Raw genomic sequence first — 14,627 nt, forward strand, 5'->3', positions numbered from 1 at the left:
CTCGTCACACCTCGGCGTCCGGCGAGGTGATCGGCTCGACCTGTCTTGCCTTCCGGCGGCGCCGAAAGGCGGGTCGCTTGAACACCATGGGCTGCTCGGGCGCGTTCCAGACCTTGATGATGTTCCAGCCGACCGCCGCGATGGGAACCGAGATCAGCGCTCCGATCACACCACCCAGGATGGTTCCGGCCGCCAGCGCCAGCAGGATGACCAGCGGGTGCAGCTTCAACGACTGCGCCATGACCACCGGCTGCAGAAGGTCGCCCTCGAGCTGGTTCACCGCGATCACGATGATGACAACGATCAGCGCGACGACCGGGCCGTTCGCGACCAGCGCGACGAGCGCAGCCAGGATGCCGGCCACGGTTGCACCGATCAGCGGGATGAACGCGAGCGCGAACACGATCGCCGCCAACGGCAGCGCGAGCGGCACGCCGAGGATCGCCAGACCGATCCCGATTGCGACCGCGTCGACGAGCGCGACGATGGAGGTGCCGCGCATGTACCCGCCGAGCGTGCGCACGGTGGTGCGCCCGACTCGGTGGCCTCGCTCGCGGTGTTCCGGCGAGAACGGGGTGAGCAGGAAGTTCCACATCCGGTCGCCGTCCTTCAGGAAGAAGAACAGGATCACGATCGTCAGCACGATTCCGGCGATGACCTCGCCGACGGCCGACACCCCGGCCAATGCTCCCGCACCGAACTCGCTGCTGGTGACGAAGTCGACTCCGGCCTCGTAGACCGAGTCGAGCTGCTCCTGCTCGATCGGGAGCGGACCGTTGCGGAGCCAATCCTGCAGCTGCTCGATGCCCTCCCTCGCCGACGTCACCAGGTCGTCCCACTGGTTGCGCACCGCGATCACGATCAGGTAGATCGCACCCCCGAGCACGGCGAGGCTGGCGATGAGGGTGATCCAGGTGGCGAGCATCCGGGGCACGTTTCTGCGCCGCAGCCACCCGATCAGCGGGTTGAAGGCCGACGCGAGGATGAGCGCGATGAGCACCGGCAGCACCACGAGCTTCAACTCGATGAGTGCGAAGACCACAACAGCCGCGAGGGTCAGGATCACGATCACCTGCAGACATCGCAGGGCCACCCGTCCCAGGTTGTCGGTCAGCAGTTCGGTCAGGGTCGCGCGCCGGCGGGGCTCAGCCATGGGTTAACTCTGTCACCCCGCAGCGATTTCGTGAGGAAAAACACTACCTAGACGGCGGATCCGCGGATACGATCTGCCCCGCTGCCGCTCGCTCCAGCGCCGCGCGACTCAGCAGCGTCGCCCCGGCGACCGCCGCAGGCATCACGAAGACCGCCGCGAACGGGATCAGGAACAGCAGATAGACGGCCACACCGAAACCTACGGTGGTCGAGCGACGCAGGGCGAGCATCCGTCGTCGCTCGCGCAACCGGTGGCGGCGCCCGTCGAACGCGAACCCGCACAACTCCACCGCGAGGAACCACCCGCCGATCAGCGCGCTGAGCGCCGGAGCGAGAATCGTGCCGACGACGGGGATGAACCCGACCGCGAACACGCCGAGCCCCACCGCCGCGGTGGCCAGCAGCAGTCCCAGCGCGTTGCCGATGCCTCTGCGGATCGACGTCCACACCGACTCGCCGGTGTCATCCGGGACCCCGCCGAGGCGTTGCTCGACATTGCGCCAGATCCGCTCGTAGAACGGGTCGCCAACCGCGAGCGTGATGGCGGTGAAGGTGTACACCGCGATCAGCAACGCCGCGAGCACGAGCCCGGCCGCCCCAGCGAACCGAAGGATCCCGGCCCAGAACGGGTCCCAGCCGTCGGCGAACGGCGTCAACCAGGTCACCACCGGCTCAAGGTTGATGAAGAAGATCACCAGCAGCACGCCGTAGACGACCGTCACGATAAGCGCCGGGATCGCCCCGAGCAGCATCAGCCGAGGCGACGTGGCCCACATGCCGAGGCCGCGCCCGAGCAGGCCGACACCGTCGAAGAAGCCGCGCACCGGCCCGGCCGTGGCCGCGCGACGCACCGCATCGCGCATCCCGGTGCTCTGCCGCTCGTGTGCGTCCACGAGGTCAATGCAAGCCTCTCGCCCGTCGCCGCGCAAATGACTGCCCAATCGGGGCTACCCTGGCGTTTACTTGAGGCATGACCGACTACGGGCACGACCTGCAGTTCGGGGTGTTCATCACCCCTCTGCATAACCCGCCGATGCACGCGGTGGAGCTCGCGGTTGTGGCCGACCGTGCCGGTCTTGACCTCGCGACGTTCCAGGATCATCCGTACCAGCCGCGGTTCCACGACACGTGGACCCTGCTGGCGTTCGTCGCAGCGCGCACCGAGCGCATCCATGTGAGTGGCAACGTGCACAACCTGCCGTTACGGAACCCTGCAGTGCTCGCGCGAAGCGCCGCCAGCCTTGACCTGCTGAGCGGCGGACGTTTCGAACTCGGCATCGGGGCCGGCGGATTCTGGGACGCAATCGAGTCGATGGGCGGGCGCCGCCTGACACCGGGCCAGTCGATCCAAGCGCTCGAGGAGGCGATCACCGTCATCCGGGAAGTCTGGAACCCGGATGAGAGGGAGCCGGTGCGCGTCGATGGCGAGTTCTACCGCGTGGTCGGGGCGAAGCGTGGACCCAGGCCGGCGCATGACATCGGAATCTGGGTCGGCGCGTACAAGCCGCGGATCCTGCGGATGACCGGACGGGTCGCCGATGGAGCGCTGCCGTCGCTCGCTCGGCTCGAGGGCGGCCCCGCGGCGCTCGCCGAGCTCAACCGGCACCTCGACGACGGCGCCGAAGCGGCGGGGCGCGACCCGCGCGCTGTCCGTCGCCTCCTGAATATCGGCGGGCGCTTCGAGACAGTAGGCGGCGGACTCCTGGTCGGGCCTCCGGCCAAGTGGGCGGACGAACTCGCCGCAATCGCCCTCGAGTACGGCACGTCAACCTTCATTCTGGCTGCGGATGACGCGGTGACGATCGACCGGTTCGCGGCGGAGGTGGCGCCGGCTGTGCGCGAACTCGTCGCATCCGAGCGGGGCAAAGCGGCCTGACCGGCCTGCACGCCGTGCGCGGCGCTATGCTCGGCGGATGATGCCGCTGGAGAACCTCGTCGCGTTCACGATCGCAGCCGCCGTGCTGGTCGCGATTCCGGGCCCGAGCGTGCTGTTCGTGGTCGGTCGCGCACTCGTCCTCGGGCGGCGCGGCGCACTGCTCAGTGTCGTCGGCAACGCCATGGGTGTGCTGATCCAAGTGGTCGCCGTGGCCGCCGGCCTCGGGGTGCTGATCGAGCGCTCGGTGGTGTTGTTCACCGTCATCAAACTCGTGGGGGCCGCGTACCTCATCTACCTCGGCGTCCAGGCCATCCGGCATCGCCGCCGGGCGACCACGGCGGATGCCGCGCCGGCGCCGCGCCGCTCACGCGTGCTCCGGGAGAGCTTCGTCGTCGGCATCTCCAACCCGAAGACCGTGGTGTTCTTCATCGCGGTGCTGCCGCAGTTCGCTGCGCCCAGCGCAGGATGGGTGCCGGCGCAGCTGCTGCTGCTGGGCGCCATCTTCATCGCGCTCGCCCTCGTGCTGGACAGCGTGTGGGCACTTGCCGCCGGCTCGGCCCGCGACTGGTTCGGCCGATCGCCGAAGCGGATCGGTGCGATGAGCGCGACCGGGGGAGCGGCGATGATCGCCCTCGGTGGCACGCTGGCGATCACCAGCGCGAAGGCCTAGCGGGAACGAGCAGCGCAGCGCGACCCCGCGGCGGTCGCCGCCTACAGGTCGTCGACGCGCTTGAGCACGTGCACAGGGATCATGACCGCAATGGTCACAGCGATCAGCCCGCCCGCGAAGGCGGCCAACTGCCAAGCCTCGGCGACGTCGAAGGCGATGCCGAAGAGGTAGAGGCCCCCGAGGAACAGCACGAACGAGATCACGAATGCGATGGCGGTCATGCCAACCATTCTAAGGGGCAGGCGGCGACTTCGGATTCGCCTTGCGGGCCGGCTTTGTCGGCTCGGTGGCCACTGCGTCCGGGTCTACACGCGTGGCGCCGGTCGACTCCGTCGACGTCGCAGGCATCGGCCTGGTCACGTCCGCGGTTCCGGGCACCGCGGCATCCGGATGCCTGGGCGCGTTCTTCTCGATATACAGCTGCGCTGCACGCGTGCCGACCAGCAGGAACCGGATGAGCAGGAACAGCGTCGCCACCAAGACCGCGAGCAGCAGCAGCCAGATGAATGCGTTCAGAAGGCTCAGGAAGACGTGGGAGAGGTTCTCGAAGCCCCAGCCCCAGCCCCAGCCGGGTCCGTCGTTGAAGAGTGCCAGCATCAGTGCTCGAGCTCCTGTTCGTCGTGTTCCTTCTTCACAGTGCCGATCGCGATGGCAAGGGTGAGCGCCCACGCGATCCAGGCGAGCACCAGCCGCCAGTCGCGGGGGCCCTTGCGGGTGTGGTTGAGCGCTCCGATGCCGCCGAAGACCGAACTGATGATCGCTCCGTTGAGAAGGTACCTTCGCACAGTCCCGCCCTTTCTCTGTGTGACTTCTTGTCACCCTAGGTGTGACGTCTTGTCAACGCTACAGCGTGCCATAGCCGGCTGGGACGGGTGTTCAGTGACCTCACGGGCGGGGTCTCTAGCGTGTGCGCATGCCGCGCTTCACGGATCGTGAGCACGCGGGGCGCGCGTTGGCGGAGGAGCTCGACGAGTATCGCGGTGCCCCGGATGTGGTGGTTCTCGGGCTTCCCCGCGGCGGTGTGCCGGTCGCGGCTGTTGTCGCGTCCGCGTTGCGGGCGCCGCTTGACGTGATCGTGGTGCGCAAGGTGGGGGTGCCGACGCAGCGGGAGGTCGCGATGGGTGCGCTCGCCTCGATCGCCGGTCGCACCATCACGGTGCGGAACGAGGATGTGATCCGTCGCCTGGGGCGGGACCGCGAGGTGGTGTTCGAGGAGGGCGCCGCGCGAGAGCGGCCGGAGCTTCTGCGGCGTGAGCGTGACTACCGCGCCGGACTTCCGCCGTTGGACGTCGAGGGGAAGACCGTCATCATCGTCGATGACGGTCTGGCTACCGGCGCAACCATGCGCGCGGCCGTCGCCGCGCTCGAGCAATCAAAACCCGGGCAGGTCGTGGTTGCGGTGCCGATCGGTTCAACGGATGTCGTCGACGAGTTCTCCCGGTTGGTGGATGAGGTGGTGTGCGTCGACACTCCCGAACCGTTCTGGGCGGTCGGCCAGGGCTACATCGACTTCGCGCAGACATCCGATGAGGAAGTCCGCGACCTGCTGCTCAGCAAGCCCCATTGAGCGGGAGCTTTGCCCCTTATTCGAGACTCAGAGCGTGCAAACGTCCCGACCGATGGTGGGAGCGGATGCCGGTCAGCGCGACGACGGGCGGAGCGCCGTGATGGCGCGGCGCGAGGCACGCCGGAACATCCCAAGGTGCTCGTAGTGCGGCCCGTGCCAGCCGAACGGCTTTCGGGGTGCCACCTTGAGGCAGTCCTGTGCGAAGACGAGCGTCTCCTTGAGCAGTTCGAAGCGCTCCTGCATGGTCTTGGCCCTACGCGTGTTGACCTCGGCAACCACCGAGCCGTGCCAGCCCTGCCCAACCAGGTACTCGAGCACCTCGGCGACCGGCTCACTTCCGTGACCTGGAAGCAGGTGCTCGTCGAACACCTTGCCTTCGTCCATCGAACCGGAACCGTCGCACAGGTGCACGTGCCGCAGCCTGTCGCCCATCGCCATCGCCAGCTCGAGCGAGTCTCTTCCGGACAGTGACGCGTGCGAGAAGTCCAGCGTCATGGCGTCGCAGTCCATGATCGATGGGTCGGGGCCGGGCGAGTACGCCTTCAGGTTCTTGCCGCCGACCTTCCACGGGAACATGTTCTCGATCGCGATCTGCACGTCGTACTCGGTTGAAATCTCCCGCACGATCCGCAGGAAATCCCGCGCATACTCCGCCTGCCAGCGAAAGGGCGGGTGCACGACAACGGTGTCCGCGCCGACGGCCTTCGCGAGTTCAGCCGACTTGCGCAGCTTGACGCGCGGGTCGCGTCCCCAGACGAACGCGGTGAGCAGCAGCACCGGCGCGTGGATGGAGAGGATCGGCAACTCGTAGCGCTCGGACAACGCCAGCAGCGCATCCGCATCCTGGGTGATCTCGTCCTTGGTCACCATCACTTCGACGCCGTCGAAACCAGCTAGTCGAGCCAGTCGAAAGGCCTGCTCCGTAGGGAGGGGGTACACAGCCGACGTGCTCATTCCGATGCGGATCATTTGCTCCAGTGTAAGCACGCAATCTGCGGGAACTCAGGTAGTCCCCGGCACCGGCCGTGTGAACAGGTCGTGAAATTCGACCCACCGCATTCACCTGCCACTCGGGCAACTCTCAGGCTCGTTGATACCCTTGAGGTTGCCCACGCCGGTGTAGTCGGCGGGGAAACGGGTGGGCAGGATCGGGACACTGGTGAGCGAGACGAGCGCGACGAACGAACAGTTCGACCTTGTCGTTGTCTCCAACCGGCTCCCCGTTGACCGCATCGTCGACGCCGACGGGTCTGCAGCCTGGACCAGGTCACCGGGCGGCCTGGTGACAGCACTCGAGCCGGTGATGCACGCGCACGGGGGAGCCTGGGTCGGCTGGCCGGGCATGCCGGATGTCGAGGTCGAGCCGTTCGACGAGGGTGGCATCCGCCTCGTCCCCGTACCGCTCAGCGCAGACGACATCGAGCAGTACTACGAGGGGTTCTCGAACGACACGCTATGGCCGCTGTACCACGACGTCATCGCCTCCCCGCGCTATCACCGCGAGTGGTGGGATGCCTACAAGTCGGTGAACCAGCGGTTCACGGATGCCGTGGCCGAGGTCGCCAGCGAGGGTGCCGTCGTCTGGGTGCACGACTACCAGTTGCAGCTCGTCCCGAAGCTGCTGCGGGAAGCGCGACCGGACCTGACGATCGGGTTCTTCAACCACATTCCCTTTCCGCCCTACGGCATCTTCTCTCAGCTGCCGTGGCGCACGCGCATCGTCGAGGGGCTGCTCGGCGCTGACGTCATCGGGTTCCAGCGACAAGCCGACGCTGTAAATTTCCAGCAGGCGGTGCGCAGGCTCAAGGGCTACCCGACCCGCAGGGGTCACATCGAGGTTCCGGTCGTCGATGAGACGCCGGGCGTTCGCGTGTACGGGCCGATCAAGCCCACCGGACCGATTCGCACGGTGGTCGCCCGGGAGTTCCCGATCTCCATCGACGCCAGCATCTATGACGAGCTCGCCCGGCGCCCCGACATCCAGGAGCGAGCTCGCCAGCTCCGCGCCGACCTCGGGGACCCGCGAGTGATCATCTTCGGTGTCGACCGGCTCGACTACACGAAGGGCATCGGCCACCGCATCAAGGCGTTCGGCGAACTGGTCGCCGACGGTGAGGTGACCGTCGGTGACGTCGTCCTCGTGCAGGTCGCGAGCCCCAGCCGCGAACGAGTCGTGCCATACATGGAACTGCGCGACGAGGTCGAACTGATGGTCGGCCGGCTCAACGGTGATTACTCGACCATCGGCCATTCGCCGATCGCCTACTATCACCAGAGCTTCCCGCGCGAGGAGATGACGGCGTTCTACCTGGCCGCCGACGTCATGCTCGTGACGGCGCTGCGCGACGGCATGAACCTCGTCGCGAAGGAGTACGTTGCGAGCCGCTTCGACGACGACGGAGTGCTCATCCTGTCGGAGTTCGCCGGCGCATCCGACGAGCTGACGCGTGCCATCCTGGTGAACCCGCACGACATCGAGGAGCTGAAGCGCGCGATCCTGCGGGCGATGGAGCTTCCCAAGCGCGAGCGGAAGTCGCGGATGCGGCAGTTGCGCAAACGGGTCTTCGACAATGACGTCGCCAAGTGGTCGAATGAGTTCCTGGAAGAACTAGCGAAAGCGCGGGCCGCCGCCAATGACTGACCAGGCCGACCTCTCCGGCGACCTCGTCGCCGCCCTGCGCTCGATCGCGGCAACCGAGCTGCTGCTGGTCGCTCTCGACTTCGATGGGACGCTGTCGCCGACAGTCGACAACCCGCGCGATGCGCGCGCCCTGCCGGCCGCGCGCGACGCGCTGGAGCGCCTGCGCGCTGCCCCGGCGACCAAGGTCGCGCTGGTCTCCGGACGCGCGATGGACAGCCTCGAGCACGTCGCCGACGCCCCCGACGACGTGATCCTGTCCGGTTCGCACGGCGCCGAGTTCCGGGTCGACGGCGAGCTGATCGCACCCGAGTTGACCGACGACGAGCGCGCACGTCTCGAACCGTTGCGGGAGGCGCTCGAGCGGGCGGCAGCAGTGGCGCCCGGTGCGTGGGTCGAGGTCAAGGCGGTCGGCTTCGCCCTGCACACCAGGAAGTCGGATGCGCATCACGCGCTCGAAGCGAACGAGCTCGCGCGAAGCCTGACCTCGAGAATGCCGAGTCTCACCGTTCGAGTCGGCAAGAACGTGCTCGAGTTCTCCGTCGTCGACGCTACAAAGGGCGGGGCGCTGCGGCGGCTGAGGCAGTACACCGGCGCGACCGGCATCTTGTTCGCTGGCGACGACGTGACCGATGAGGACGGCTTCGCCGCTCTCGGCGCAGACGACCTCGCGCTCAAGGTGGGTGACGGCGAGTCCCTCGCCCGTTACCGTGTCGCCGACCTCGCCATGATGCCGTCGGTGCTGGAGCTTCTGGCCGACCAGCGCGGGTAACGAGCTTCCGCTCAGCCGGTAGAATCGTGGCGCGGACCACATTCATCGGGGTACATTTCATGCGCCGAGCGCCGCCGCAACTGACGCTCCGGGAGGGAAATGCTCGCTACCCTCCTTCTGTTCGCAGTCGTAGCCCTCGTCGCGAATCCGCTGGTCGCCCGCTTCGGCACCCGGATGTTCCCTGTGCTCGCCTTGGTGCCGCTGGCCGCATTCATCGTCACGATCGTGCAGTCACCCGCAGTGCTCGCCGGCGACGCCCACCTTGAATCGTTCACCTGGATACCGCAGCTCGGCTTCGAGGTCACGGTGCGCCTGGACACGCTCTCCTGGCTGCTTGCGCTGATCGTGACCGGCGTCGGCTCGCTCGTGCTGTTCTACTGCACCTTCTATTTCGGCCGGGACGAGGAAGGCGTCGGCCGATTCGCGGCGACCCTGCTCGCGTTCGCCGGATGCATGTACGGGCTGGTCATCGCGGACAACGTGTACCTGCTGTACGCGTTCTGGGAGGGCACGACCGTCTTCTCCTACCTGCTCATCGGTCACTACATCGGCCGCCGCGCCAGCCGCACGGCCGCCCTGCAGGCGCTGATCGTCACCACCGCGGGTGGGCTGGTCATGCTTGTCGGCTTGGTGATGCTGTCCGTCACCGTCGGCACCACGAGCCTGAGCGAACTCATCGCCCTCGCCCCGGTCGGGCCGCTGGTGACCACCGCCATCCTGCTGATCCTGGTCGGGGCGATCAGCAAGTCGGCGATCTTTCCCTTCCACTTCTGGCTGCCCTCCGCGATGGCCGCGCCCACCCCGGTCAGCGCCTATCTGCACGCGGCCGCCATGGTGCAGGCGGGCATCTACCTGGTCGCCCGGCTCGCACCCGGTTTCGCCGATACCCCCGGATGGCGTGAGGCGCTCGTCACCCTCGGTCTGCTCACGATGCTGCTGGGCGCGTGGAGGGCTCTCAAGCAGAACGACCTGAAGCTGCTGCTCGCCTACGGCACGGTCAGCCAACTCGGCTTCCTGATCACCGTCGCCGGGTACGGCACCCGCAACGCCGCCCTCGCGGCGGTCGCCTTGCTCCTCGCCCACGCCCTGTACAAGGCGGCGCTGTTCCTCATTGTCGGCATCATCGACCACCGCGCCGGCACGCGCGACCTGCGCAAGCTGTCCGGGCTGGGCAGGGAGGCTCCGTTCCTCGCGACCACCGCGACCGTCGCTGCCGCCTCGATGGCCGGCATCCCGTTCACGCTCGGCTTCGTCGCCAAGGAGTCGGTACTCGCGGCGCTTGTGGCGGATGCCGCAGACGGTCAGCTGCTCGGCTGGGTCGCGGTAGTCGGCATCGCACTCGGATCGGTGTTCACGGTGGCCTACAGCGCCCGGTTCCTGTGGGGCGCGTTCGCGCGGAAGACCGAGGTCGAGCAGGTGCGTCCGGTGCACGAGAGCCTCGGGTTCATGTTCTCGCCGGCGCTGCTTGCCGCAGCGGGCATCATCGCCGCGCCACTTGCGGCACCAATCGGAACCGCGCTGGAGGGCTACTCGGCGCAGTTCGCGACCACGGGGACGGACATCCACCTCGCGCTCTGGCACGGGTTCGACATCGCCTTCGCGATTTCGGCAGGCACGATCCTCGGTGGTCTGGCGTTGTACTGGGCGCGCGTGCCGGTGAGCGCGGTCCAGACTCGGCTGAGCACGAACGTCAACGCGAACGAGCTCTACCTGGAGACCATGCGCGGCATCGACCGGGTCGCCAGCCGGATCACCGCGACCACGCAGCGCGGTTCGCTGCCGTTCTACCTCGGCGTCACCCTGCTCGTCTTCGTCGGCACGGTCGGCACGACGCTCATCCTGAACACGACCTGGCCGAGCGAGTGGCGGCTGTGGGACAGCCCGGCGCAACTCGCGATCGCCGTGGTCATGGGCATCGCCGCCATCGCTCTCGCCGGCGCGAACAAGCGCTTCCAGGCCGCACTGCTGCTTGGGGCGACCGGCTACGGGATGGCAGCACAGTTCGCGTTCCACGGCGACCCGGATCTCGCCCTCACCCAGGTGCTGGTCGAGTCGGTGACTCTCATCGCATTTGTTCTCGTGCTGCGTCGACTGCCCGCCCGGCTGGGGCAGGTGCACGAGTCGCGGAACCGGCTGCTGCGCGCGGTAATCGGAATCGGTGTCGGCCTGGTCATGGCGGTCGGCTCGATCGTCGCGCTCGGCGCTCGCACCGCCGCGCCCATCTCCCTCGAACTGCCGCAACTCGCCTACGAGCAAGGTCACGGCTTCAACACCGTCAACGTGATCCTCGTCGACATCCGAGGCTGGGACACCCTGGGTGAACTGTCGGTGCTCATCGCGGCCGCCACCGGCGTCGCGAGCCTGGTGTTCCTGCGCAGCCGCACCGACAACCTGCCGCGACCGCCGAAGGAAGTGCGTCGGCGCACCCTGCGTGCTCGGCTCAAGCCGCTTCCTGAGCGGCCGCACGAGGAGTCGCGTCCCGACGACGCGAGCACTCGCAGCGCGTGGCTGCTGGCCGGGTTCAAGCTCGCGCCGGAGAACCGGTCGATCCTGCTCGAGGTCGTCGTGCGCCTGATGTTCCACGCGATCATCGTCGTCTCGCTGTTCATCCTGTTCTCCGGGCACAACGCGCCGGGTGGCGGGTTCGCCGGCGGGCTCGTCGCGGGCCTCGCCCTCGCGGCCAGGTACCTGGCCGGTGGCCGCTACGAACTCGGAGCAGCCGCGCCGCTCGACGCCGGGCGCCTCCTCGGGGTCGGGTTGCTGCTCGCCGCCGGCACGGCGGTGGTACCGCTGTTCTTCGGCATGGCGCCGCTGGAGTCCACCTTCTTCGAGGCGGAGCTGCCGATCCTCGGCCACGTCGAGTTCATCACCTCGACCATCTTCGACGTCGGCGTCTACCTCGTCGTCGTCGGCATGGTGCTTGACGTGCTGCGCAGCCTGGGCGCTGAGGTCGACCGCCAGCAGGAGGACGAATCGGATGAGATCGCGGAAGGGAGCCTGGTGTGAGCGTTTCCCTCGTGCTTGTCGCGCTGATGGCGATCTTCTACTCGGTCGGCGTCTACCTGCTGCTTGAGCGCAGCATGACCCGGGTGCTGCTGGGCTTCATGCTGGTCGGCAATGCGACCAACCTGCTGATCCTGGTAATCGCCGGACGCAGCGGCACCCCGCCGTTCTACGGCGACGCGCCAGCATCCGAGATGTCAGACCCGCTTCCGCAGGCGTTCGTGCTCACCTCGATCGTCATCACCTTCGGCGTCTCGGCATTCCTGATGGCGCTCATCTACCGCTCGTGGCGGCTGGCGAACGCGGATGTCGTGCAAGACGACGTCGAGGACGTCGAGATCGGCCGGCGGAGGGTGTCCGTCACCTCCGAGTCCTCGGCCGAGGCGGAGGACACCGAGTTCGGCACGCGCGCCGCGGCGGCGGTCTCGACCGCGCTCGACCTCGAGGAAGCCGAGCGGCTCGAAGAGGAGCAGGCGCAGCGCGAGGCACGTGACCGCGAAGCACTCGACCGCGAACTGCGAGCCGAGGACGGCCACGCCACCGAGTTGCAGGAGGAGGAGAAGCTGTGAGTTCACTCATCCCGCTCGTCGTCCTGCTGCCGCTGCTCGGCGCCGCGGCGGCGCTGACCCTCGCCCGCTACCCGCGCGCGCAGGTGACCATCGCGAGTGCTGTGCTCGGTGTCGTGCTCGTCATCGGCGGGCTTCTGCTCTGGTACGTGGATGCCTACGGCGCAATCGCGGTCGCGGTCGGCGGCTGGCCCGCGCCGTGGGGCATCACCCTCGTGGTCGACCGTCTCGCCGCGTTGCTGCTCGTCATCTCCGCCGCGGTGCTGCTCTCGGTGCTCATCTTCTCGGTCGGCCAGGGCCTGGCCGACGGAGACGACGAGACGCCGGTGTCGATCTACTACCCGACCTACCTGATTCTGGCGACCGGCGTCTTCAACGCGTTCATCGCCGGCGACCTGTTCAACCTGTACGTAAGTTTCGAGATCCTGCTCGTGGCGAGCTACGTGCTGATCACCCTCGGCGGGACCGAGCAGCGCATCCGCTCCGGAGTCACCTACATCGTGGTCAGCCTGGTGTCGTCGATCATCTTCCTGGCGGCGATCGCTTTCATCTACGCGTCAGCCGGAACGGTGAACATCGCACAACTCGCCGTGCGGCTGGCCGAACTGCCCGAGGATGTGCAGCTCATCCTGCACGTGATGCTGATCGTCGCGTTCGGCATCAAGGCAGCCATCTTCCCGCTGTCGTTCTGGCTGCCGGACTCCTACCCGACCGCCCCGGCTCCGGTCACCGCGGTCTTCGCCGGCTTGCTGACCAAGGTCGGCGTCTACGCGATCATGCGCACCGAGATGATCATCTTCCCCGGCGATGACCTTCAGGTGCCGCTCATGATCGCCGCAGGGCTGACGATGATCATCGGCATCATCGGCGCGGTCGCCCAGTCCGACATCAAGCGACTGCTGTCCTTCACGCTCGTGAGCCACATCGGCTACATGGTGTTCGGGATCGCGCTGAACACCGCTGAAGGCCTGGGAGCTTCGACCTACTACGTCGTGCACCACATCACGGTGCAGACCACACTGTTCCTCGCCGTAGGACTCGTCGAACGCGTCGCGGGCACCACCTCGATCAACCGGATCGGGGGTCTGCTGAAGGCAAGCCCGGTCATCGCGGTGCTGTTCTTCATCCCGATGCTCAGCCTCGGCGGCATCCCGCCCTTCTCCGGCTTCCTCGGCAAGCTGGCCCTGTTCGACGCCGGCGCGAAGGACGGCTCCGTGCTCGCGTGGCTGCTCATCGGCGCCGGAGCGCTGGTCTCGCTGCTCACGCTCTACGCCCTCGCGCGCGCCTGGAACATGGCGTTCTGGCGGGACGCCGAGGAGGTCGTCGACTACGAGCATCCGCTGCCCGTCTCCGACGCCGACCGCCGCAACGACTCCGGACAGGTGGCGACGGCACGTGTCGTGCCCCGCATCATGGTGGCGGCGACCGGGGGCATGGTTGCCATCAGTGTCGCCCTGACGCTGTTCGCCGGGCCGCTGTTCGACGTCAGCGAGCGCGCCGGCAAGAACATCGACGGCCCCGGCTACTACGTCACCACCGTGTTCGAGGGGGTGTCGGAGTGAACGCGCAGGTGACACGGCGTGAGCTGCGGCGCCGATTCATCCGGCAACTGCCGCTGCTGGTCGGCCTGGTCGTGCTGTGGATGGTGCTGTGGGGAAACCTGTCCTGGTTGAACCTGATCACCGGCATCCTCGTCGCGGTGGTGGTGACCCGCGTGTTCTACCTGCCGCCGGTCGACCTGTCGGGCCGCTTCAACCCGTGGCATGGGCTGGTGTTCCTGGCAACCTTTATCGGAGACGTCATCGTCGCGTCGTTCCAGGTCGCCTTCCTGGCGCTGAGACCAGGCAGGATCCCCACCTCGTCGGTCATCGGCGTGAACCTGCACACGCGGTCCGACCTGATCATGACGCTGGTGGCCATCGCGTTGTCCCTCGTACCCGGATCGCTCGTGGTCGAGGCCGACCGGGAGAGTTCCATCCTGTACTTCCACACCTTCCCGACCGCCTCCGGCCGCGATGTCGAGAAGATGCGGCGCAAGGTGCTGCTGGTGGAGTCCCGCATCGTGCGCACGCTCGGCTCCAAGGACGACCTGCGCCGCATCGCCGAGGAGGCGCGCCGATGAGCGACTGGGTGTTCTGGACCGTCGGGGTGCTGTTCTTCGCCGCCGCGTTGCTGGCTCTGTACCGGATCGCGCGCGGGCCGAAACTGCTCGACCGGATGATCGCATCCGACATGCTGCTGACCACGCTCATCTGCATCCTCGGCGCCGAAATGGTCTACAACTCGCACACCCGCACGCTGCCGCTCATGCTCGTGCTCGCCGCCACGGCGATCCTCGGTGCGGTCGTCGTCGCCCGCTACGTCTCGCGAAGGGGGCAGTGAC

At 67.5% G+C, this 14,627-nt stretch carries 16 protein-coding genes; 10 read left to right on the plus strand and 6 right to left on the minus strand.

What is annotated here, in order from left to right; all coding sequences use genetic code 11:
- Positions 1 to 4 precede the first annotated feature (4 nt).
- Entirely contained in the window at positions 5 to 1,153 is a 1,149-nt protein-coding gene (locus IRG63_RS13110) for an AI-2E family transporter (protein ID WP_193510388.1), read from the minus strand.
- A 43-nt stretch (positions 1,154 to 1,196) separates the two neighbouring features.
- Positions 1,197 to 2,045, minus strand: a complete 849-nt coding sequence (locus tag IRG63_RS13115) for an EI24 domain-containing protein (RefSeq protein ID WP_210422617.1) — start codon at positions 2,043 to 2,045, stop codon at positions 1,197 to 1,199.
- Positions 2,046 to 2,122: 77 nt separating this feature from the next.
- Here IRG63_RS13115 and IRG63_RS13120 point away from each other — a divergent pair, with 77 nt between their 5' ends.
- Both IRG63_RS13120 and IRG63_RS13125 read left to right on the plus strand, forming a co-directional pair.
- Positions 2,123 to 3,028 (plus strand): LLM class flavin-dependent oxidoreductase, encoded by a 906-nt coding sequence (locus IRG63_RS13120; protein WP_193510389.1) that lies wholly within the window; start codon positions 2,123 to 2,125, stop codon positions 3,026 to 3,028.
- 37 nt (positions 3,029 to 3,065) lie between these two features.
- Positions 3,066 to 3,698 (plus strand): LysE family translocator, encoded by a 633-nt coding sequence (locus tag IRG63_RS13125; RefSeq protein ID WP_193510390.1) that lies wholly within the window; start codon positions 3,066 to 3,068, stop codon positions 3,696 to 3,698.
- A 41-nt stretch (positions 3,699 to 3,739) separates the two neighbouring features.
- Here the strand turns inward: IRG63_RS13125 and IRG63_RS13130 are convergent, their stop codons facing one another.
- The 3 genes from IRG63_RS13130 to IRG63_RS13140 are packed head-to-tail and all read right to left on the minus strand — an operon-like array spanning position 3,740 to position 4,483.
- Complete coding sequence (locus tag IRG63_RS13130) at positions 3,740 to 3,919, minus strand: hypothetical protein (RefSeq protein ID WP_168626504.1); 180 nt, start codon at positions 3,917 to 3,919, stop codon at positions 3,740 to 3,742.
- A gap of 10 nt (positions 3,920 to 3,929) precedes the next feature.
- A complete protein-coding gene (locus IRG63_RS13135; RefSeq protein WP_168626505.1) occupies positions 3,930 to 4,295 on the minus strand; it encodes a hypothetical protein in 366 nt (121 codons plus the stop codon).
- The gene (locus IRG63_RS13140) at positions 4,295 to 4,483 is read right to left on the minus strand and encodes a hypothetical protein (protein WP_168626506.1); all 189 of its coding nucleotides are present in this window, start codon (positions 4,481 to 4,483) and stop codon (positions 4,295 to 4,297) included. Before IRG63_RS13140 ends, IRG63_RS13135 begins: the two co-directional genes overlap by 1 nt.
- A gap of 128 nt (positions 4,484 to 4,611) precedes the next feature.
- Between IRG63_RS13140 and IRG63_RS13145 the strand changes: the two genes are divergently transcribed.
- A complete protein-coding gene (locus IRG63_RS13145; RefSeq protein WP_168626507.1) occupies positions 4,612 to 5,265 on the plus strand; it encodes a phosphoribosyltransferase in 654 nt (217 codons plus the stop codon).
- A gap of 72 nt (positions 5,266 to 5,337) precedes the next feature.
- Here the strand turns inward: IRG63_RS13145 and IRG63_RS13150 are convergent, their stop codons facing one another.
- Positions 5,338 to 6,234 (minus strand): sugar phosphate isomerase/epimerase, encoded by an 897-nt coding sequence (locus IRG63_RS13150; protein WP_193510391.1) that lies wholly within the window; start codon positions 6,232 to 6,234, stop codon positions 5,338 to 5,340.
- Between the two features lie 190 nt (positions 6,235 to 6,424).
- Between IRG63_RS13150 and IRG63_RS13155 the strand changes: the two genes are divergently transcribed.
- The 7 genes from IRG63_RS13155 to IRG63_RS13185 all read left to right on the plus strand — a co-directional run bounded on the left by IRG63_RS13155 (position 6,425) and on the right by IRG63_RS13185 (position 14,626).
- Complete coding sequence (locus IRG63_RS13155; RefSeq protein WP_370566270.1) at positions 6,425 to 7,906, plus strand: trehalose-6-phosphate synthase; 1,482 nt, start codon at positions 6,425 to 6,427, stop codon at positions 7,904 to 7,906.
- Positions 7,899 to 8,675, plus strand: a complete 777-nt coding sequence (gene otsB / locus IRG63_RS13160) for a trehalose-phosphatase (protein ID WP_193510392.1) — start codon at positions 7,899 to 7,901, stop codon at positions 8,673 to 8,675. The genes IRG63_RS13155 and otsB overlap by 8 nt, the downstream gene beginning before the upstream one ends.
- Before the next feature lie 99 nt (positions 8,676 to 8,774).
- Positions 8,775 to 11,681 (plus strand): Na+/H+ antiporter subunit A, encoded by a 2,907-nt coding sequence (locus tag IRG63_RS13165; protein WP_193510393.1) that lies wholly within the window; start codon positions 8,775 to 8,777, stop codon positions 11,679 to 11,681.
- Entirely contained in the window at positions 11,678 to 12,247 is a 570-nt protein-coding gene (locus IRG63_RS13170; protein WP_168626511.1) for a Na(+)/H(+) antiporter subunit C, read from the plus strand. The genes IRG63_RS13165 and IRG63_RS13170 overlap by 4 nt, the downstream gene beginning before the upstream one ends.
- Positions 12,244 to 13,806 carry a Na+/H+ antiporter subunit D gene (locus tag IRG63_RS13175; RefSeq protein WP_168626512.1) on the plus strand — a complete coding sequence of 521 codons (1,563 nt, stop codon included), beginning with the start codon at positions 12,244 to 12,246 and terminating at the stop codon, positions 13,804 to 13,806. Before IRG63_RS13170 ends, IRG63_RS13175 begins: the two co-directional genes overlap by 4 nt.
- Positions 13,803 to 14,366, plus strand: a complete 564-nt coding sequence (locus IRG63_RS13180; protein ID WP_168626513.1) for a Na+/H+ antiporter subunit E — start codon at positions 13,803 to 13,805, stop codon at positions 14,364 to 14,366. Before IRG63_RS13175 ends, IRG63_RS13180 begins: the two co-directional genes overlap by 4 nt.
- Complete coding sequence (locus tag IRG63_RS13185) at positions 14,363 to 14,626, plus strand: monovalent cation/H+ antiporter complex subunit F (RefSeq protein WP_168626514.1); 264 nt, start codon at positions 14,363 to 14,365, stop codon at positions 14,624 to 14,626. The genes IRG63_RS13180 and IRG63_RS13185 overlap by 4 nt, the downstream gene beginning before the upstream one ends.
- Position 14,627 lies beyond the last annotated feature (1 nt).

The organism is Cryobacterium sp. BB736 (genome assembly GCF_014980265.1).
In the GTDB taxonomy this organism is placed as follows: Bacteria; Actinomycetota; Actinomycetes; order Actinomycetales; family Microbacteriaceae; genus Terrimesophilobacter.